19 protein-coding genes, 1 tRNA gene and 1 pseudogene are annotated in these 18,630 nt (G+C 72.1%); 3 read left to right on the forward strand and 18 right to left on the reverse strand.

Annotated features, from left to right (window positions below; genetic code table 11):
- Positions 1 to 20 precede the first annotated feature (20 nt).
- Positions 21 to 602: a hypothetical protein gene (locus LUW75_RS07025; RefSeq protein ID WP_250334853.1), complete on the reverse strand. Its 582-nt coding sequence runs from the start codon at positions 600 to 602 to the stop codon at positions 21 to 23.
- 724 nt (positions 603 to 1,326) lie between these two features.
- Here LUW75_RS07025 and LUW75_RS07030 point away from each other — a divergent pair.
- On the forward strand, positions 1,327 to 2,124 hold the full coding sequence (locus tag LUW75_RS07030; protein ID WP_250334854.1) for an AfsR/SARP family transcriptional regulator: 798 nt from the start codon (positions 1,327 to 1,329) through the stop codon (positions 2,122 to 2,124).
- Positions 2,125 to 2,256: 132 nt separating this feature from the next.
- Here the strand turns inward: LUW75_RS07030 and LUW75_RS07035 are convergent, their stop codons facing one another.
- Both LUW75_RS07035 and LUW75_RS07040 read right to left on the reverse strand, forming a co-directional pair.
- Positions 2,257 to 2,988, reverse strand: coding sequence for an AfsR/SARP family transcriptional regulator (locus LUW75_RS07035; RefSeq protein WP_250337576.1), 732 nt, complete (start codon positions 2,986 to 2,988; stop codon positions 2,257 to 2,259).
- A gap of 312 nt (positions 2,989 to 3,300) precedes the next feature.
- Positions 3,301 to 4,032 (reverse strand): AraC family transcriptional regulator, encoded by a 732-nt coding sequence (locus tag LUW75_RS07040; RefSeq protein WP_250334855.1) that lies wholly within the window; start codon positions 4,030 to 4,032, stop codon positions 3,301 to 3,303.
- Positions 4,033 to 4,152: 120 nt separating this feature from the next.
- Between LUW75_RS07040 and LUW75_RS07045 the strand changes: the two genes are divergently transcribed.
- A complete protein-coding gene (locus tag LUW75_RS07045; protein WP_250334856.1) occupies positions 4,153 to 4,668 on the forward strand; it encodes a hypothetical protein in 516 nt (171 codons plus the stop codon).
- Between the two features lie 143 nt (positions 4,669 to 4,811).
- On the opposite strand, the gene LUW75_RS07050 is transcribed toward LUW75_RS07045, so the two are convergent.
- The 9 genes from LUW75_RS07050 to LUW75_RS07085 form a co-directional block, all read right to left on the reverse strand.
- Positions 4,812 to 6,005: an NAD(P)/FAD-dependent oxidoreductase gene (locus tag LUW75_RS07050; protein WP_250334857.1), complete on the reverse strand. Its 1,194-nt coding sequence runs from the start codon at positions 6,003 to 6,005 to the stop codon at positions 4,812 to 4,814.
- An 89-nt stretch (positions 6,006 to 6,094) separates the two neighbouring features.
- On the reverse strand, positions 6,095 to 6,691 hold the full coding sequence (locus LUW75_RS07055; RefSeq protein WP_250334858.1) for a flavin reductase family protein: 597 nt from the start codon (positions 6,689 to 6,691) through the stop codon (positions 6,095 to 6,097).
- Between the two features lie 91 nt (positions 6,692 to 6,782).
- Positions 6,783 to 7,274: an SRPBCC family protein gene (locus LUW75_RS07060; protein WP_250334859.1), complete on the reverse strand. Its 492-nt coding sequence runs from the start codon at positions 7,272 to 7,274 to the stop codon at positions 6,783 to 6,785.
- Positions 7,275 to 7,301: 27 nt separating this feature from the next.
- Positions 7,302 to 9,680 (reverse strand): MMPL family transporter, encoded by a 2,379-nt coding sequence (locus LUW75_RS07065; protein WP_250334860.1) that lies wholly within the window; start codon positions 9,678 to 9,680, stop codon positions 7,302 to 7,304.
- Positions 9,677 to 10,696, reverse strand: a complete 1,020-nt coding sequence (locus tag LUW75_RS07070; RefSeq protein ID WP_250334861.1) for a hypothetical protein — start codon at positions 10,694 to 10,696, stop codon at positions 9,677 to 9,679. The genes LUW75_RS07065 and LUW75_RS07070 overlap by 4 nt, the downstream gene beginning before the upstream one ends.
- 72 nt (positions 10,697 to 10,768) lie before the next feature.
- The gene (locus LUW75_RS24285; protein WP_284453809.1) at positions 10,769 to 11,566 is read right to left on the reverse strand and encodes a cytochrome P450; all 798 of its coding nucleotides are present in this window, start codon (positions 11,564 to 11,566) and stop codon (positions 10,769 to 10,771) included.
- Positions 11,566 to 12,189, reverse strand: a complete 624-nt coding sequence (locus tag LUW75_RS24290; protein WP_284453810.1) for a cytochrome P450 — start codon at positions 12,187 to 12,189, stop codon at positions 11,566 to 11,568. Before LUW75_RS24290 ends, LUW75_RS24285 begins: the two co-directional genes overlap by 1 nt.
- A gap of 5 nt (positions 12,190 to 12,194) precedes the next feature.
- Positions 12,195 to 12,878 (reverse strand): class I SAM-dependent methyltransferase, encoded by a 684-nt coding sequence (locus LUW75_RS07080; protein WP_250334862.1) that lies wholly within the window; start codon positions 12,876 to 12,878, stop codon positions 12,195 to 12,197.
- Between the two features lie 203 nt (positions 12,879 to 13,081).
- Positions 13,082 to 13,167, reverse strand: a tRNA-Arg gene (locus tag LUW75_RS07085).
- Positions 13,168 to 13,387: 220 nt separating this feature from the next.
- On the opposite strand from LUW75_RS07085, the gene LUW75_RS07090 reads away from it, so the two are divergent.
- Positions 13,388 to 14,104 (forward strand): SGNH/GDSL hydrolase family protein, encoded by a 717-nt coding sequence (locus LUW75_RS07090; RefSeq protein WP_250334863.1) that lies wholly within the window; start codon positions 13,388 to 13,390, stop codon positions 14,102 to 14,104.
- Between the two features lie 98 nt (positions 14,105 to 14,202).
- Here LUW75_RS07090 and LUW75_RS07095 read toward each other — a convergent pair whose 3' ends face one another.
- From LUW75_RS07095 to LUW75_RS07120, 6 genes and pseudogenes are all read right to left on the reverse strand, one after another.
- A complete protein-coding gene (locus tag LUW75_RS07095) occupies positions 14,203 to 14,691 on the reverse strand; it encodes an SRPBCC family protein (protein WP_250334864.1) in 489 nt (162 codons plus the stop codon).
- A gap of 42 nt (positions 14,692 to 14,733) precedes the next feature.
- Positions 14,734 to 15,983, reverse strand: a pseudogene (locus LUW75_RS07100) (beta-ketoacyl-[acyl-carrier-protein] synthase family protein).
- Positions 15,983 to 16,222 (reverse strand): acyl carrier protein, encoded by a 240-nt coding sequence (locus LUW75_RS07105; RefSeq protein ID WP_250334865.1) that lies wholly within the window; start codon positions 16,220 to 16,222, stop codon positions 15,983 to 15,985. The pseudogene LUW75_RS07100 and the gene LUW75_RS07105 overlap by 1 nt, the downstream one beginning before the upstream one ends.
- Before the next feature lie 68 nt (positions 16,223 to 16,290).
- Positions 16,291 to 16,782, reverse strand: a complete 492-nt coding sequence (locus LUW75_RS07110; protein WP_250334866.1) for a hypothetical protein — start codon at positions 16,780 to 16,782, stop codon at positions 16,291 to 16,293.
- The gene (locus LUW75_RS07115; RefSeq protein WP_250334867.1) at positions 16,782 to 17,294 is read right to left on the reverse strand and encodes a type II toxin-antitoxin system RatA family toxin; all 513 of its coding nucleotides are present in this window, start codon (positions 17,292 to 17,294) and stop codon (positions 16,782 to 16,784) included. Before LUW75_RS07115 ends, LUW75_RS07110 begins: the two co-directional genes overlap by 1 nt.
- Positions 17,287 to 18,624 (reverse strand): aspartate aminotransferase family protein, encoded by a 1,338-nt coding sequence (locus LUW75_RS07120; RefSeq protein ID WP_462933700.1) that lies wholly within the window; start codon positions 18,622 to 18,624, stop codon positions 17,287 to 17,289. Before LUW75_RS07120 ends, LUW75_RS07115 begins: the two co-directional genes overlap by 8 nt.
- Positions 18,625 to 18,630 lie beyond the last annotated feature (6 nt).

The following is an 18,630-nucleotide window of genomic DNA, read 5'->3' on the forward strand; positions in this document are numbered from 1 at the left end:
CCTCCTCACGCTCTCCGCCGTCACTTCCCCAGGCCGTTCAGCACGTCGACCACGAAGCGCTCGTTCTCCAGGGTTCGGCTGCCGGAGGCGCCGACGCTTCCCCAGTCGACGTCGTAGTACCGGAACATGGCGAAGTACACGACCACGAAGTAGAAGGCCCCCGCGATCATCGCCGCGCAGTTCGGGCTCACCAGCGCCTCCGCGGCGCCGCTGGATTTCACCACCTCGTCGAGGTGCGCGGCCGCGGTCCCGATCGCCTCCTTGGTGCGCTGCGGGGAGCCCGAGTCGATCGCGGCCGCGACGGCTCCCACCGTGCCGGGGTGTCCGCGCTCGACCTCGGCCATGAGCCCGTCGGTGGCCCGCCTCTGCTCCGGCGAGGCGGGCTTCACCCCCGGGAAGTAGTGCGCGGGGATCCTCGCGGCGACGGGGCCCTGTCCGAAGAAGACCCCCCGGAAGACGGTGGCGGCGTCCCACGGAAGGGAGTCGGCGGCCACGCGCCGGGGTTCGCCCACCGGGCCGGCGTTCGCGTTGCCGACGGCCGCGCCGCCGACCGCGAGCGCCAGGACGAGGGAGAGGCAGGTGAAGCGGCGCCGGGTGGACATGCCCGCACTCCTTACGCAGCTGTTGGCGTTCGACGTCGACGCAGCGGAAGGGGCGACGACCCGGGGCGGTCCGGGAACCCGACCCCCCGTGACTCCACGCTAGGATCGCGGCACTCCGGGCGACAGTCCCTTGGCCGGTGCACGCCACGTCCGGACGGTGCGCGCCGCACCCGGGAGGCGGTCGCCGCACGGGCGGTGCACGCCCGCGCCCGGGTGGTGGTCGCGGAGTCGCCCGCCGCGGGCGGTCCCGCCCCGGTGCGGCCCCGGCCCGGGGGACGCCTCCCGGCACCGGTCGGCTCGAAACCGGCTCCGCGTCGCCCGCGCCGCCGGACCGCCGTTGGCCTGCACGCCTCCCCGAAGCCCTTGGGAACCACGGGACGCCGCGGATCGCCGGTGGGACGCCGGGCACCCCGGCGGGCGAGGCCCGCCGCGTCATCGCCGCCCGGCGACGGCGCGGTGCGGGACCCGGATCGGGAACCCGGCACTTGTGGTGTGCATCACATATCTACGGTGACCACCTCAAGCAACTGGTTGCGGAGGTAACCAGTTCTTCCATGCATGAACCCCGAAGCGGAGACGATCACCCCATGTCCAGCCCTCTCGCCCCGCTCCCACCCGAACCGTGACGACGGCACCGACGCCTCCCGGTACGGCGACGGGATCGATGAAACGACACGAGAGCGAACGTAGCGAGATGATTGAACATGAAAGTAAAATGGTGGACATGGACGTCTCATTATCCGTACGGAGCAGTCAGGCAGCCTCACGGCGCCGACTGGAGTTCGGGCTGCTGGGCCCGCTGGTCGCACGCTCCGGGAACGGGGTGCTCGACGTCGGACCGCCGAAGCGGCGCGTGCTGCTGATCCGGCTGCTACTGGAACGAGGGCATGCCGTGCCGCTGGAGTCGCTCTGCGACGACCTGTGGTTCAGCCGTCCGCCGCGGGGTGCCATCTCCTCGATCCACTCGCACATCAGCAGGCTGCGCGACGCGCTGGAACCCGACCGGGCGCGGGGTGGCGCGGCGAGCGTGCTGGTGCGGGAGTCGATGGGGTACGCCCTGCGGATCCCCCCGGAAGCGCAGGACGCGTTTCGTTTCGAGCGCAAGCTGGGACACGCCCGGCGCCTCCTGGGCGAGGGACGCGTCACAGCGGCCCGGCTGGAGATCGACGCGGCGCTGGCGCTGTGGCGGGGAGCGGCGCTCGCCGACGCCGTGGACCACCCCTTCGCCGCCCAGGAGATCGCCAGACTGGAGGAAGCCCTCCTGCTGGCCCGGGAGTTGCGGGTGACCATCCTGATGCACGAGGGGAATCTGGAGGAAGCCGTCCTGTCGGCCGAGGAGCTGACGTCGCGCACCCCCTTGCGGGAGGTCAGCTGGGAGCTGTTGATGCGGGCCCTGTACATGTCGGGTCGGCCCGCCGAGGCCCTGCAGCGGTACGCCACGCTTCGCAGGCTGTTCTCGGAGGAACTCGGGATGGACCCCGGCCCCCGGCTGCAGCGGCTGCAGGCCGCGATCCTGCGGTAGGACGACGACCAGCTCACCGTCACGTGCTTCTCCGCACCGCCCACGGCGCATGCCCGGCAGCCGAACGGGGACTGACCCGCGAGGCCGTGGGGCGGGGGTCCGTCCGGAAGGCCTTCCGGACGGACCCCGGGGTCACAGCAGCGCCGGGTCCTGGCGGAGGATCCCGTAGAACTTGCTCTGCAGGTCGCGCCCCGGGTCGAGCCCCAGGCTGCGCGAGAGGCGCTCGACCATCTGGCTGTACGCGTCCAGGGCGTCCGCCTGGCGACCCGAGCGGTAGAGGGCGGTGATCAGTTGGGCGCAGAAGCGCTCATGGAACGGATACATGGCGTGCATCTGCTCCAGATCGCGAATCAGTGAGTGGTGCTGATTCAGCTTCAGCCGAATGTCGAACAATCTTTCGGAAGCGGCGATCCGGGTCTGCTGGAGCCGGCTGTAGGCCATACGGCAGATGGCCCCCTGCCCCGTGTCCACGAGCGCCGGGCCCCGCCACAGCCCGGTCGCCGTCGCGAGAAGCTCGGCGGATTTCTCCAATGCCGCGTCCCCCAGCGATTCGGCCTGCTGGACCAGTCCCTCGAAGCGGGCGGCGTCGACCTCGACCTCGGGGCCGGTCAACGCGTAGCCGGAGGGGGAGGTCTCTATGATCGCCCGCAGACCGGGCTTTCCGCTGTGCAGGGCGAGCACCCGGCGAAGCCGGGCGATGTGACCGTGCAGCGAGTTCTCCGCGTTGCGGGGCGGCTCCTCGCCCCACAATTCGTCGATCAGGTCGTTCCGGGACACCGTGCGCCCGGCAGAGAGGGCGAGGACGGCGACGATCGCCCTCAGCTTCTCTCCCGGAATCCTGATGCGCACATCGCCGTCAGACACGTCCAAGGGTCCGAGAATTCTTATTTTCATCGAACATCCACTTCCAAGAGAACTACCGGTCAATCCTGCGAATGAAGCGGCGACACCCGACAGTGGTCTGGTTCTTGTTTCTCGTTCAACGCGTGCGAGTTCTCAGTCCGTAGACCCTCCCCCGGAAGCCCCTCCTGGGACTCCCCTCGGCATCATGGACCACGTTTCTTGTCGTCGGCTTGTTGCTCCGCCCTACCGGATTACCTACTTTTTGGTAGTAACTTCGGGGGCGACGGTGGCCCGACCGGCGCCACGCGGCCTCGAACGCCCCTACGGCGCAGTTCAGCGCGGTCCGGGACGGGCGCCGGCCGCACCTCGGACCGCAGTGGGGGAAGGGTCGGCCGCCGACCGGCCGACCGTGCTGATCAGCACGGGCTGGGAGAAGAGGGTGCTGGGCCGCACACCGAACATCGCGTGGAAGGCGCTGCTGAAGTGGGACGGGCTGGCGAACCCCGCTTCCACGGCCGCGGTGCTCAGGTCCGGCCAGGTCTCCAGCAGGGTGGCCACCCGCAGTACCCGGGCCCACAGCCTGTACCTGCGAAAGGTGGTACCCGTCTCGGCGCGGAACAGCCGGAGGAAGGCGGAGACCGAGAGACCGGCCTCCACCGCCAGTTCCTTGGCAGGCAACCGCTGCCCCCGGGGCCCGTTCAGCCGGGCGGCCGCCCGCCTCACCCGCGGATCCCGGCTTCCGTCGGTGCCGTCCGGGCCGACCAGGTCCAGCCAGTACCGGACCTGTGCGGGCGGCACCCCGTCGCTCAACGAAGCGGCCAGCCGCACCACTTCGGCTTCGTGCTCGTGGTCCCCGGCCAGCCCGGCGTCGCCGGTCATCATCCGGCGGCAGGCCCGCTCCCGCGTCGACGCCGGGTCGAGGTAGTAGAAGACCATCCGCGTCCCGTCGGCGACGACCCGGTGCCGTACCCGTGCGGGCACCAGGACCGTGCGGACCGCGCGCCGGGAGCCGTGCTCCAGTTCGAGCGTGAACTCCGCGTCGACGCCGACCGCCAGACAGCTCACCGCGCTGGAGTGGAAGTCCGGCTTCAACGAGGGCCCGACGTACAGAGCCTGTCCCGGCCACAGCCACAACACAGCCTGCTCAGAGCATGTTTCTGAAAGCTGCGCCGGTCGCATGCGGGCATGCTAGCCCTGTTCCGCTGGTTTCGCCGGGCGCCGTTCCCACGCACGTCACCGGAGCAGTTCCGCACCAGCCGCCCCGGCCACGCCGGTTTCCTTCCCTCCCCCGCGAACGGACAAGACGACATCATGTGGATCGACCGCCTCATCACCGCCCTGCTCTTCATCGTCGGCGCGGTGAACCTGCTGCCCGCCGTGGTCGCGGTGGCCCCGTCCCGGATCTCCACGGCGTACGGGATCTCGATCGACGGAGCCCACTCCGCCGACCTGACCGTGCTGCTGCGGCACCGGGCGGTGCTGTTGGGGCTGGTCGGGATCGGTCTGCTGTGCGCGGCGTTCATCCCCTCGCTGCGAGTGGCCGCCATGGTCGCGGGGGCGGTCAGCATGGGCACGTTCCTGCTCTTCGCCCACGCCGCCCCGGCACTCAACGGCGCCACCATGCGGGTGGCCCGCATCGACATCGCGGCGATCGCGCTGCTCGCCGTGGCGGCCGCGCTGGTGTGGCGCAAAAACGCCTGAACGGCCGAGGAGGCCGGGAGGGCCGGGGAAGCACCCGGCCCTCCCGGCCTCCTCGGCCGCCCGCCGCCTCCTCGGGCACGCGGCGCGCGGGCCCGGTCACGCCGCGCGCCGGGCGCCCCGTTCCATCAGGCCGAGCGCGGCGCTCAGCAGCGGCCGGACGGGACCGGGCAACGGCAACCGGGGGCCCGGGACCGGTGCCAGGGCAGCCGGTCACCGATGTCACCGGTCAGCGCCCCGGCCACATGGGCACCGTGCGCCACGGACATGGCCAGGCCGTGACCGCAGCAGCCCCCCACGTACCAGACGTCCGGACGGCCGGCGAGCGGACCGACGACCGGCAGACCGTCGGTGGTCATCCCGATCTGCCCGGCCCAGCGGTGGGTCACCTCGACCTCGGCGAGGGCCGGGTGCAGTCCGCGCAGCCGCTCCTCCAGCCCCCGCCACACCGCCGCCGAGCCCGAATCGTCGGCCACCGGCACGAGCAGTGGCCTGCCTCCGCCCAGCACCAGCCGCCCGTCGTGGGCGAGCCGGAAGTACGGCGCCATGGGATGGGCGTCGATCAGCGCACAGCCGGTCCGGCCGCCCAGCGCCCGCCGTGCCTCGGCGGGCAGCGGCGCGGTCGCGACGGCGTGCACCAGCAGCGGCAGCACCGTGCCCACCGGCAGTCCCAGTGCGCCCGCCGCCGCGTTGACGGCCAGCACCGCCTTGCGGGTGCGCACCATCCCCCCGGCGAAGACCAGACGGGTCTCGTCGGCGGACGCTCCGGGCCTGAGCGCCAGCAGCGGGCTGTTACCGAGGAAGCGGACGCCCTTGGCGGCGCAGGCGCGGGCCAGGGCGCCGGTGAGGGCCGCCGGGTCGAGGGCGGCCGCGCGGTACAGCAGGCCGGCGTGGTACGGCACGTCCACCCGGTCGCGCAGGTCCGCGGCGGAGAGGACCGGTACGTCCAGGCCGAGCTCCCGGTACGCCACCGCCTGCCGGGAGAGTGCCGTCAGTCCGTCGGCGGTGCGGGTGGCCACCACCTGCTCGCCGGTTCGGCAGGACGCCGCCACGCCGAGCCGGGCGCACACTTCGACGACCTGCTCCACCGCCTCGACGCTGGCCGTGTGCATACGGCGGGCGGTGTCCGGGCCGAAGCGTCGCACGGCCTGGTCGACGGGCGGGCCGACGCGGGGGCCGAGCAGCCCCGTACCGCGCCCGCTGGCGCCCGCGGCCGGGCCCTCGGCGTCGACCACCAGGATGTCCAGGGACGGGTCGCGTTCGGCGAGGTGGTAGGCGGTGGAGAGTCCGGCGAGACCGGCGCCCACCACCGTCACCTCCGCCTCCAGCACCCCGCGCACCCGGGGCGGCGGTGCCGGTTCGCCGCCGGAAGGCTGCGTCGGGGTGGGGCCGGGGCCCCTCCAGCAGGGTCGGCCGGCCGGAGGTCTCGTCACGCTTCCTCCAGGGGCGGTCGGTCGTCGGTCACGGCGGAGGGCGGGACGCCTTCGTCGGCGAGGGCGTGGAAGGACCTGCCGTGCCAGAGCAGGGGGCGGCCGGCCGCCGTGCGCACCGCCGCGATCCGGCCCACCACCAGACAGTGGTCGCCGTAGCGGCGTATGTCCTCCGTCAGGCAGACGGACCAGCCGAGGGTGTCCTCCAGCACGGGCACCGCGAGCACCCGGCGATGGTCCACGTCCGCGAACCGCTCGGCGGAGCCGATCCGGGGGTCCGCGAAGAGCTTCGCGCGCGCCCGCTGCGACTGTGGCAGCAGGTTGACGGCGAACCGTCCCCGTTCCCCGATCACGGAGAGGGTCCGCGAGCCGGTACCCATGCAGGCGAGGAGGAGGGGCGGGTCGGCGGAGAGCGAGGTGACCGCCGAAACGGTGCTGCCCGCCGGGCCGTCCGGGCCCTGCGCGGTCACCACTGTCACGCCGGACGCCAGCCTGGCGTAGAAGTCCAGGCAGGCCTCCTCCCCGACGTGCGGTGCGGTGAACGGGGCGGACCCGTCCCGATCGCCGCAGGGTGCTCCGATGGTGACCTGGCGCATCACCGGGCTCCTTTCTGGAGTGCGTTGGAGAGCTGCCGGTTCCGGGGCGGAGGCGGGCCGTTCAGGGCGGTCCGGCCCCCGGCCGGTGGGCTCACCGCCCCGCCTCGAGCGCGTCGCGCAGGGCGACGAGGGTGGCGCGGGCGGTGGTCCGGTTGCGCGCGGACCGCCGTACCACTCCGGTGAGCAGCGGGGCGACACCCGTGATCAGCCGGCCGTGCAGCCCTCGCCGCCGGTCGTACCACTCCTCCGTCACCTGGCAGCCGCCCGGCACCGCCGTGAAGCGGTAGGTCCAGCGGGAGAGCGGGACGCCGAAGAAGCTGACGTCGAAGGCGAACACCTCGCCGGGAACGGTTTCCAGCACCCGGCAGAGGGTCACCCAGGGCAGCCAGGAGGCGCGGTTGCGGCCGAGGAAACGGGCTCCCCGCCCCAGCCGGCCGCCGCGTCCGAGGAGCCACGCGCCTCGGCACTCCGGGCTCCACTCGCCCATGCGCCGCACGTCGCTGACGGCGGCCCAGGCCGTCCGGGGCGATGCTCTGACGGTCACCCTCTCGGCCACTTCCGGTGCGGTCGTCACGTCGCTCACCGTGTCACCTTCCGAAGTCGCGGACGCTCACCGACGGCCCGGGGCCGGAGTCCTCCGGCCGGGCATCCACCAGTTCCAGCGGTTCATCAGCCGCATGGAGGCCGGCACCACGAGCAACCGGATCACAGTGGCGTCGAGGGCGATCGCCACCGCCATGCCGATCCCGATCTGCTGAATGGGCAGGATGCCCGCGAACGCGAACGCCGTGAAGACCGCCACCATCAGCACCGCGGCGCCCGAGATCAGCGGCGCGGTGGCGGCCATGCCGCGGGCCACGCTGTCGGTTTCGTCCCCGGTGGCGAGGTACTCCTCCCGGACCCGGCTGAGCAGGAACACCTCGTAGTCGGTGCTCAGGCTGAACAGCAGGGTCACCAGCAGCACCGGGACGAAGTTGGTGAGGTTGTCGCTTCTGTCGAAGCCGAGCAGTCCGCTGCCCCAGCCGTCCTGGAAGACCAGCACCAGCACGCCGTAGGTGGCGGCCATCGAGACCAGGTTCATGAGGATCGCCGACAGGGGCAGGAACACCGACCGGAAGGTGAGGAGCAACAGCAGGTAGATGACGGCGAGCATGGTGCCGACGACCGGCAGCATGCTGTCCGAGATCACCTCGTTGGCGTCGACGCCCTCGGCGGTCTCACCACCGGCGTACACGCGCCAGCCGTCCGCCGCCGCCAGTGGGGCGGAGGCGGTACGCACCGACTCCAGCAGGTCGCGCACGGATGTGGAGGAGGCGGTGTCGCCGCCGACCACCTCGACGACCAGGGTGCGTCCGTCGGCCGAGACGAAGTGGCGTACGGCACCGCGCAGATCGGCCGGCAGGGCGGCCGCCGTCCGGGGGGCCAGGGCGGCGAACGGGCGGGTGCCGTCCACCCGGCGCAGCGGGTCGACGACGGAGTCGACCCGCACCGCGCCGGGCAGCTCGGCCAGTTCGTCGTGGAGTCGGAGCAGCCGGGCGGAGTCGTCCGCCGAGCGTTGCCACAGGGGGGCGTCGGACTCCACGACGACCTGGATCGGTGCCGCGCTGCCCTCGCCGAACTGCTCCTTGGCGGTGTCGTACCCCTCGCGCACGGCGGCCCCGGTGGGCACCACCCGGGCGTCCGGGGTGAAGGTCTCCAGCCTCAGCGACGGCACCGCGAGCGCACCCATCGCGACGAGGCTGATCAGCAGGAAGGCGACGGGGCGGCGCATCACCGCCCGGCTGACGCCCACCCACCGGCTCCCGCGGGCGGGCTTCCCCGCGGCGGCGCGGCGGCCGATCGCGCCCCATTCGATCCGGGGACCGAGCAGGTGGAGCAGGACGGGCAGCAGCAGCACGCTGGTGAGGATGGAGAACGCCACCACGACGACGGCGCCGAGCGCCATGGACCAGATGACGTTGAGGTCGACCAGGAAGAGGGTCGACATGGCGGCGACGATGGTGACGCCGGAGGCCACCACCGTCTCCCCGGAGGTCCGCAGGGTGCGGGCGACGGCGCGCTCCACGGCGTCGGCGGACGGATCCGGCCCCTCGGCCCGCAGCTCGTCCTTGAACCGCATGATGACGAAGAGGGAGTAGTCGACGCCCACGCCGAGGCCCAGCATGGTGGCGGCGTTCTGGACGAAGACGGAGAGCTCGGTGTGGCGGGCCAGGACCGCGAGCAGCCCGAGGGTGAAGGCGACCGAGGTGACGCCGACGAGCAGCGAGGCGAGGGCGGCGGCGACACTGCGGAAGAGCAGCAGGAGCACCAGGGCGATCAGCGGCAGGGTGATCAGCTCGGCGCGGAGCAGACCGCGTTCGCTGAGGTGGTTGACCTCGCCCCAGAGCGCCGCCTGGCTGACCAGCGAGACCCGTAGCCCCTGGCGTTCGTAGGCGTCGCTCAGTCCCTCCTGGATGCCCGGCAGTACGCGGCGGGCGGTGCCGTCGTCGAGCCCGGAGCCGAGCCGCACGAGTGCCGTGCGCCCGTCCTCGCCGGTGAAGGCGCCGCGGGCCCGGTCGCCGGTGAGCGTGGTGTAGCCGTAGGAGCCGGTGACCCGCAGTCCGGGGTCGCGGGTGACCCGGTCGACGACGCCCCGGACCCGTTCGTCGAACGCGGGGTCGGCCCGGTCGTACCGGGTGTCCCTGACGACGAGGGTGAGGGAGGTGGCGCCGCGCCCCTCGAACCCGCGGGTGACCCGCTGGGCGGCCGTCGCGGAGTCCGAGCCCGTGACGTACCAGCCGCCGCCGCTCAACGCGTCGGCGAGTTGGGTGGCCCCGTACCCCGCCACCAGGAGCAGCACGATCCAGAGCGTGGCCAGCGGTCTGCGGCGGCGGCGGGTCAGGCGGGCGGTTCCCCCGGCCAGCCTGTCCACGTACCCGCGGTCGCCCGGTCCGCTGCGCGGACCGCCTCCGGAGGGCGGGGCCGCGGTCCGGGTCGTCTGTTCCGTCATGCGCGGATCGCGATTCCGTGGGTGCGGTCGTCGGTGAGGATCTCCATCAGGGCCCGGTTGCCCGCGCGCAGCCGGTCGGTGCGACCGGTGATCTTGTTGGTGATCTGCACCTCGCAGGCGGCGATCTTGGTGTTGAGGCAGTGTTTGATGCCGCCCGGCGGGTTGTAGTAGTTCAGCCCGACGAACTGCTCCGGCCGGGCGGTGAAACGGCCGCGGACGTCGACGGTGTCGTCGCCGCTGGCGAAGTTCCAGTAGAAGTAGCCGAAGTCGGCCCTGGCGGTGAGCGCCTGGCGCAGTGACACCAGGGAGTACTCCCGTTCCCGGTGGCGCAGGACCAGGAAGGTCACCATGGGAGTGGTGACCGGACCGGCGATGCGGGTGCGCCCGGTGACGATCTCCAGGAAGCCGTCGGGTTCCTCGTCGAAGCCGGCGACCTGGCCGAAGGCGTAGTAGTCGGTGTGCCTACTGCCCCAGTTGTGGCACTGGCTGCCGGTCCAGCCGTCGATGTCGACGGTCCGGCCGTCCACGGTGAGGGTGCCGTCGTACACCGCGAGCGGCACGCCGACCAGGTTCTTCGCCTTGGGGAAGCCACCCGTGTACATCTTCGGGGGCAGCAGCAGGAGCGGCGGCTCGTCGCCCTTGTACGTCAGGTCCCAGGCGATCCGGCCGTTGGTGCCGACCGCCTCGCCGCGCAGGGCGCCCGGTTCGAGCACCCGGTCGCCCACACGGGCGCTGAAGGTGTCCCGGTCGAAGGCGCACTCGGCGATCGGGTACTCCTCCTTGGCGACGACGTGCTCCCCGGTGACGCCGTCGAAGTAGATCGCCCACAGTTCGCCGATGGCCGCTTCGGGCATGCCGGTCGGGCTGAAGATGGTGTAGCGGATCCAGAACGCCCGCGGCTCCGTCGGGTGGTTGCCGCGCTGGTAGAAGCTTTCGTAGTGTCCTTCGCGCTGCCCCGGCCGGTAGTACGTCCGGTTGAGGGTCAGCGCGTCGGCGGTGGTGTAGTCGGTGTGCATCGGAATCCGTGTCTCCTCCGGTCTGCCGGTGCGCCGCACGCGTGCACGGCAGACGTGCTGTCGATCCGCCTGTCAGTCCGCCGGGGCGCCCGCGGCCGCCGGTGCGCCCGTGCCGGGGACGGCGTGGCGGCGCTCATGCAGCGTCATGACCATCCCGTACTTCGGCCGCAGGGTGATGGTCGCGTGATTCACCACCCGATGGGACGGGACATGCCGGAAGTCGTACCGCCGGATGAGTGTGGCCAGCAGCAGGTGCGCCTCCATCAGCGCGAAGTGCTTGCCGATACAGAGGTGGGGACCGGCGCCGAAGGGCATGTGCGCGAAGCGGTGGCGGCCCTTCCGCTCCGCCGCGGCGAAGTGGTCGGGCTCGAAGCGCTCGGGGTCGGCCCAGTGGCGCGGGTGCCGGTGGATGTTGAACAGGTTGACCAGGACCCGGGAGCCCTTCGGCACGTGATGGCCGCCGAGCACGGTGTCCCTGAGCGTCAGCCGGGGCACGATCGGCGCCGACGGGTACAGCCGCAGCGCCTCCTCGAAGATCTGCAGCAGGTACGGCATCCGGCGCAGATCCTCCACGGTGGGCATCCGGTCCCCCAGCTCCCGGTCCACCTCCTCCTGCGCACGGCGCAGCACCTCCCGGTGCTGGGAGAGCAGGTAGAAGGCCCAGCTGAGCGTGACGGCGGTGGTCTCGTGGCCGGCCGCGAAGGTGGTGACGATCTCGTCGCGCAGCTCCCGGTCGTCCATGCCCTCCCCGGTCTCCTCGTCCCGGGCGGCGAGCAGCATGTCGAGCAGGTCCTTGGCGCCGCCCTCGGGCGTCCCCGCGGCCCGGCGCTCCTCGATGAGGCCGTACATCATCTCGTCGAGGCCCTCCATCACCTGGTGGAAACGGCGGTTGCGGGGGTCGGCCAGGTGGTGGGCGGGCTGAACGGGTTCTGCAGCCGGTCGAAGGCGTAGTTCACCGCCACGTCCACGGCTTCGGGGCTGAGCTTGTCCCGGGTGCGGGTGACATCGGTACTGAACATGCAGCGGCTGACGATGTCCAGGGTGACCCGCATCATCTCGCCATGCACGTCCACCTCGGCGCCGGAGGCGTAGAGGCGCTCCATGTGGGCGAGCTGGTCGACCGTGGAGTCCACCATGGCGCGGAACATCCCCGAGAGCGCCTGCTTGGAGTAGATCGGCTGCATCATGCGCCGGTTGCGCATCCAGCTCTCGTGGTCGTCGCTGGTGAGCAGCCCCTCCCCGAGGATGAGCCGGAGCGGGTTGTCCGGGCCCAGTTTCCCGTACGTGGCGCTGTCGGTGAGCACGTCGCCGGCCAGCTCGGGGCTGGAGACGCCGTGCACCACGACCGGGCCCAGCCGGTAGCGGACGAGGTCGCCGTGGGCCTGCCATCCCAGGCGCATCGCGTCGAGGATGTCCCTGCGGAAGTCCACGACGCTGCCCAGTACCGGCAGGCCGCCGGCCTCCGGCGCGGGTCCGTCGTGCTGCCGCCCCACCGCCGTCACTTCTGGCCCAGGGCGCACACCCAGCCGAGCGAACGGCGCGGCTCGGCGACGAACCGGACGTTCCGGAAGCCGGCCTCGGCCAGCATCCCGGTCAGTTCGGCACCGGACAGGATGTGCAGCCCGTCCCGCTCCGAGCGCTCGGTGAACTGCCGCCCGAAGAAGCGCTGTACCAGCGAGGGGTCGTCCGCCGCCGCCTCCCTGCTCATCTCCAGGGTGATCGCCACCTGCCCGCCCGGCCGGAGCACACGGTGTGCCTCGGCGAGCCCGCGCATCGGATCCGGCCAGAAGTAGAAGGTCTCGATCGCGCTCACGTGGTCGAAACCGGCGTCGTCGTAGGGCAGGGCGGCCGAGTCGCCGTGCCGGACCTCCACCCGCCCGCGGGCGATGGCGTCGGCGTTGCGGCGAACGGCCTGGCTCACCATGTCCATCGAGTAGTCGACGCCCGCGACGAAGCCCTGCGGCGTCCGCTCGGAAAGCAGCTTGACCGCCATCCCGCCGCCGCACCCCACGTCCAGAACGCGCTGGGAGCGGCGCACCTCCATGTGTTCGATCGTCCACACCGTCAACGAGCGGTGCTGGAGCGTCATCAGGTGGCCGACGAGTCGCCCGGCCGTGCCGTCGGGCTTCCGGAAGTTCGTCTCGACCACTTCCAGGGGTTTCTTGAGCAGCGTGCCGATCATCCGGCTTTCCCTTCGCGGACTTGCGGGTGGGGAGACATTCCCGGCCGGCGGCGCGAGAGAGCCGCCGGATCCCGGCCGGGTCCCGGCCACGGTGGCGGTGGCAGCCGGAGGTCGTCGGCTCGGGGGCCGTGGGCCGGGCCGTGGTGCGTTGCGGCCCTCCGGGGAAGCGGACCGCGGGGGTCCGCTTCCCCGGAGGGCCGATGCGGAGAGGGCAGGATTCGAACCTGCGAGGGCTTGCACCCGATCCGGATCGCCCGGAACCCCGTTGGGCCGCTTCGGGTACCTCTCCTTGCGGCAGGGCCGGAAGACGCGCGTCCTTTTTGCCGGTGTCCATGATTCTGCCGCCCCCTCCTGACATTCCGCTGAGACGGTTCTGAGACGTGGGGTTCACCGGTGTTCAAGAGGCGATCCCTGAGAGGATTCCCCCCGGGAGGGACGGTCTCCGGCGCATGCCGCCCGGAGGCCTCGGCGAGCGGAGAGACCTTGTGCCCGAATCACCCGTTCAGGCCGTGGACGAGAAGAACGATTCCCGCTGCCTGCACGACGGCGAGGCGCGGCGGGTCCTGGCCGGAGCGCGCTGGCGCCGGATGGTGGCGATCGGCGAGGGCAGGGCGGACCGGCGCGCGGAACCGGTCGAAGGTTACGGCAGCGCGTGCTGGCCCGAACGGGTCGCGGACGCCCTGCGGGAGGGGGAACCGGCGGTGGCCTGCCTGAACCTGCTGAGCGGGCGGGTGCGGCAGGCCGCCGACATCCGTTCCCGGCAGCTTCCCGAAGCGTTGGCTTTCGGCGGGGACCTGGCGGTGGTCCAGCTGATGGGCCGCGAGCTGCTGCGCCCGGGCTTCGACGCCGGCGCCTTCCGAACGGAACTCGTCCGGATCATCGTCCCGCTGCGCGAACGCGGTTACGACGTGCTGCTGGTGGACCCCTTCGATCTGACGCGATCGCCCGGGGCACGGCAGCCGGGCGACGAGGTGGTACGGGCTCGGCAGCGCGCCCGGGTCAAGCATTCCCGGACCCTGGCGCTGCGGCACGGGGCGTTCCATGTGGACCTGTCGTCCAGCGGCCCGGTGGGTGACGCCGGGATGTGGGACGGTACCGGGACGGCGCTGAACAGCCGTGGCCACGCCGTGACGGCCGCGGCGGTGGTGCGGGGACTCGGCCGGCACATCCGTCCCCCGGGCCCCGCCCCGCACCCTCCGCCGGCCGGCAAGGCGGCACGGCGCTGAGAGAGGGGGCGCGGGGCCCGGCCGGCCTCACGACGCGGTGGTCGGACGCGCCGGCGATCCACGTCCTGCCGTGTGGTCACGGCACTCCGCGACGCGGCTCAGCTCTCCAGCACCCGCTTGAGTCGCCCCAGGGTGGCGCGCATCCCGGCCAGGTTGGCGAGATGGCGCCGATCGGGACGGGTACCGGTGAAAATCCGGCCGAGCAGTTCGGCGAACCCGCCGCGCCGGCCGGTGCGCAGGTCCTGCCAGTACTCGGTCACCCGGGTCCCGTCCTCCTCCGGCGCGAACCGGTAGCCCCACAGGGCGACCGGGAGCCCGAAGGTGCTGACCCGGAAGGCGAAGACGGCACCCGGTTCCGCGCTGATGACCCGGCAGCCGGTGAACCACACGAACGGCCCCTTGCGATTGAACCCGATGAACCGGGCACCGACCGGGGCGGGGCCGTGCGGCACCCCGCGCACCGCCACGCACTCCGGGCTCCAGCGCCCCATCGACCGCACGTCCGCCACAGCGGCGTACACCCGCTCGGGCGCGGCCTTGACGAAGACGCTCTCCTCGATCTCCCAGCGGCGTTCCACCGGAATCATCGGCTTCCTCCAGGACCGCGCGGCAGATATGTCATGCGCTCATCAGGCTCGGGTGAGCAACAGTACTGCGTTCTGGCCCCCGAAGCCGAAGGAGTTGCTGACGACCACCTCGACCGGCGTCGCACGGCCCTCCTTGGCCACCACGTCCAGCTCGATCTCCGGATCCGGACTCTCCAGGTTGGCGGTCGGCGGGACGAACGAATCCGCCAGTGTCAGCGCGGCCACCGCCGCCTCGATCGCTCCGGCGGCGGCGAGCGAGTGCCCCGTCACGCCCTTGACCGAGGTGACCGCCGGCCGATCACCGAGGACGTTGCGGATCAGCCGGGCCTCGGTCGCATCGTTGATCAGGGTCGAGGTGCCGTGCGCGTTGACGTGGTCCACCTCGTCCGGGCCGACGCCGGCGTCCCGGAGCGCCGCTCGCAGCGCGAGCGCGGCGCCCGTGCACTCCGGGTCCGGCGCCGTCGGGTGGTAGGCGTCGGCGGAGGCACCGTAGCCGCTGACCATCGCGCGGATCCGGGCCCCCCGTGCCCGGGCGTCCCCGGCCCGCTCCAGCACCAGCACGGCGGCACCCTCGGCGACGACGAAGCCGTCCCGGTCCGCGTCGAAGGGACGGGAGGTGCCGCGGACGTCGTCGTTCCGGCGGGACAGCGCGCCCATCTGGCTGAAGCCGGTGACCAGCGAGGGAGTCAGAGGCGCCTCCGTACCCCCGGTGATCACCACATCGCAGGTCCCCGAGCGCAGCAGCTCACGGGCGGTGCCGATGGCGGTCGTGCCCGAGGCGCACGCCGTCGCCGTCACCAGTGACGGGCCGCGGGCGCCGAACTCCATCGACACGTACCCGGCGGCCATGTTGGCCGACAGCATCGGTATGAGCCGGGGGAGACCCGGCGCGGCCCCGAGTCGAGGAGCCTGCGATGCTGCGTCTCCCAGGTCGCGGCGCCGCCGATCCCGTTGCCGAGCACCACGCCGACACGGGCGCCGTCCCAGGTCTGCGGATCCAGGCCCGAGTCGGCCACCGCCTCCACGGCGGCGGCCAGCACCAGCTGGCTGGAGCGGTCGAACTGCCCGGCCCGGCGCCGGCCGAGCACCGCCACCGGGTCGAAGCCGGGCACCTGGCAGGCGAAGTCGGTCGTGATGCCCTCGAGCTCCGGCATCCTGGCGGCCTCCGTGCCGGCACCCTCCCGGATGCGCTCCCAGGACGCGGCGGTCCCGGTCCCGGCCGGGGTCATCATGCCGAGTCCGGTGACGGCCGCGTCGAACCGCTCGTGCTCGCCGCTCCGGCCGCCGCCCATCAGGCGGCTACCGACTTCTGCTCGATGACCCGGGCCGCCTGGGCCAGCGTGGAGTCGGGGCCGACCTCGTCGTTGGTCAGTGCGACACCGAACTCCTCCTCGGCGGCGACGGTGAGTTCGACCAGGGCGAGCGAGTCCATCTCCAGATGTCCGAACGTGTCGTCCGGGTTCAGTTCGTCGGCCTCCAGCCCGAAGCCCTCGGTCAGCAGCTTGACGAGACGGTCGTAGACGTTGCTCATGACGGGCTCCTTGATGTCGGTGGCCGGTCCGCGCGGACCGATGGGGATTCTCGGAGGGGGCCGCGTGGTCAGCGGTGGGCCGGCACGCCGGTCGCCTCGGCGGGAGACGGCTCCACGCCCGCTGCCTCATAGCGCTCCCGGAAGGCGGTGTACGCCGGATGGGGCTCGGGTTCGAAGCGCAGCGCGAACGGCTTCAGGAAATTACCGAAGAGGGCACGGTCCCCGAAGAGGTGGATCGGAATGGCCAGCAGCGCCCACTCCGCTCCGAAGAGCCAGATCCAGGCGAGCACGACGAGCCCCTGGGTCACCAGGCTGTGCATCGCGTTGTAGAGGACGAAGTAGACCCTGGGTATCCGCTTGCCGGGGCTGCGGCGGTGCGCCAAGGCCCCGGGGAGGTAGCCAATCAGGTCGATGTAGACGAACAGGCCGATCGCCGGAAGCCATCGGACCTCGTCGAGGTGGGTGAAGAAGAGGACGGTCGCCACCACCAGCCCGAGCCCGTACTCCAGACGGATCAGCCGGTAGGTGGTGGGCGTCTCGAAGAGGTTCTTGCCGTCCATCAGCGGGGCCCGGGGGCGCTCGGGGAAGGGACGGCCGACTCCTGCACCGCCCTTGCCACCGCCTCGTCGTCCACCACGCCCACCGCTCCGGCGAAGAGGCCGAAGACGACCCGGGCGATGGTCTCCTTGAACACCCGCTGCGCCACGGGATCCAGGATGCCGGCCAGGCTGGGGATGCCGAAGTCGAAGTCGGCGGAGAAGAAGACGAGGCTGTCCGGCCCGTCGGCGGTGATCCGCCAACTGCCGGAGAACCGCTCGAAGTCACCGTCGACCTGCTCGAAGGAGATGACCAGGGCCTCCCGGTCGAAACGGTCGGCCTCGGTCCACCGCAGGATGCCGTTGCGGAAGTACACCTCCCAGTCGCTCGTCTCCTCGTCCCGGGAGATCTTGTGGACGGTCACGCTCCGGACCACGTCGGTGAAATCCGGGTAGCGGGCGAAGTCGTGGACCCGCTCGAACACGTCCTGGGGGCCGGCGCCGCGAATACGGAGGACTACGGATGCGTTACGCATGGTCTCGGCTGCTTCCTGCGGTGGGTGGGTAGCGGACCGCCTGCGCGCGGCACGCCCGGTCGAACGCCTCGTAGAGGAAGTCCACATCGCTGCGGTCCAGGACGGCGGGCGGGGTCAGGCGGAGCACCAGGTGCGAGTTCAGGGAGTGGTTGGCGATCACCCCGTTGTCGATCAGCTCGATGAGCAGGTCGCCGGCCGGTCCCGGCTCGGCGAACTCGATGCCCAGCAGGAGTCCCCGGCCGCGCACCTCGCGCACGGCGTCCCCGTAGTGGTGCGCGGCGATCCTGCGGAGTTCCGGCAGCAGTCCGTCGCCCAGTTCGCGGGCCCTGGTGACGAGGTCCTCCTCCTTCATCGCCGCGATGGCCCCGCGGGCGGCGGCCATCGCGAGCGGAGCGCCGGAGAAGGTGGAGGTGTGCAGATACGGGTCGCGGTCGAAGACGGAGAACGCCTCCCGGGTCGCCACCACCGCCGACACCGGCACGACCCCGCCGCTGAGTCCCTTGCCGACGAGCATGATGTCGGGGGTGACGCCCTCCGCGTCCGCGCCCCACCAGGTGCCGAGCCGTCCCAGGCCGGTCTGGATCTCGTCGAGCACCAGCAGTGCGCCGTTCCGGTCGCAGGCCTCCCGCACGGAGCGCAGGTAGCCGGCCGGGGGAATGACGACCCCGGCCTCGCCCTGCACCGGTTCCACGAACACGCAGCACTCGCCGGGCGCCTCGGCGAGCACCGCCTCCAGTGCCGCGGCGTCACCGAACGGAACGTGCGTGGTTCCCGGCAGCAGCGGCTCGAACGGGGTGCGGAAGACCTCGCTGCCGGTGAGGCTGAGTGCGCCCGCCGTCTTGCCGTGGTAGCCGTTCACCGTGGCGACCAGTCGGCGCCGGCCCTTGGTCCGGGCCAGCTTCAGCGCGGTCTCGACGGCTTCGGCCCCCGAGCCGGCGAAGTGGACGCGGGACAGTCCGTCCGGGACGACGGAGATCAGCGCCTCGGCCGCCAGCGCCGCCTGCGGCTCCAGGAAGACCCGGGTGGCGATCGGATGCGTCTGCAACTGCTCGACGACGTGCCGGATCACCGTAGGGTGCCGGGCACCGGTCAGGAAGACGCCGTAGCCGCCGCAGTTGAGGAAGCGCCGTCCCTCGGCCGTGGTGACCCAGGCGCCCTGCGACTCCACTTCGACGTGGCCGCCGAACATCTCGCCGAGGGTGGCCCGGCCCCGGTTCAGGTGGTCGCGGTACAGCCGGCCGACTTCCTCACGGCCGGGTACGCGGCGGGCACCTGGAAGGGTGGACCGGCTCGGGACGGGTGCCGGTGAGGTACCGGGTGCGATGGTCACGATGGT

Origin of the sequence: Streptomyces sp. MRC013, from assembly GCF_023614235.1 — a bacterium.
GTDB lineage: Bacteria > Actinomycetota > Actinomycetes > Streptomycetales > Streptomycetaceae > Streptomyces.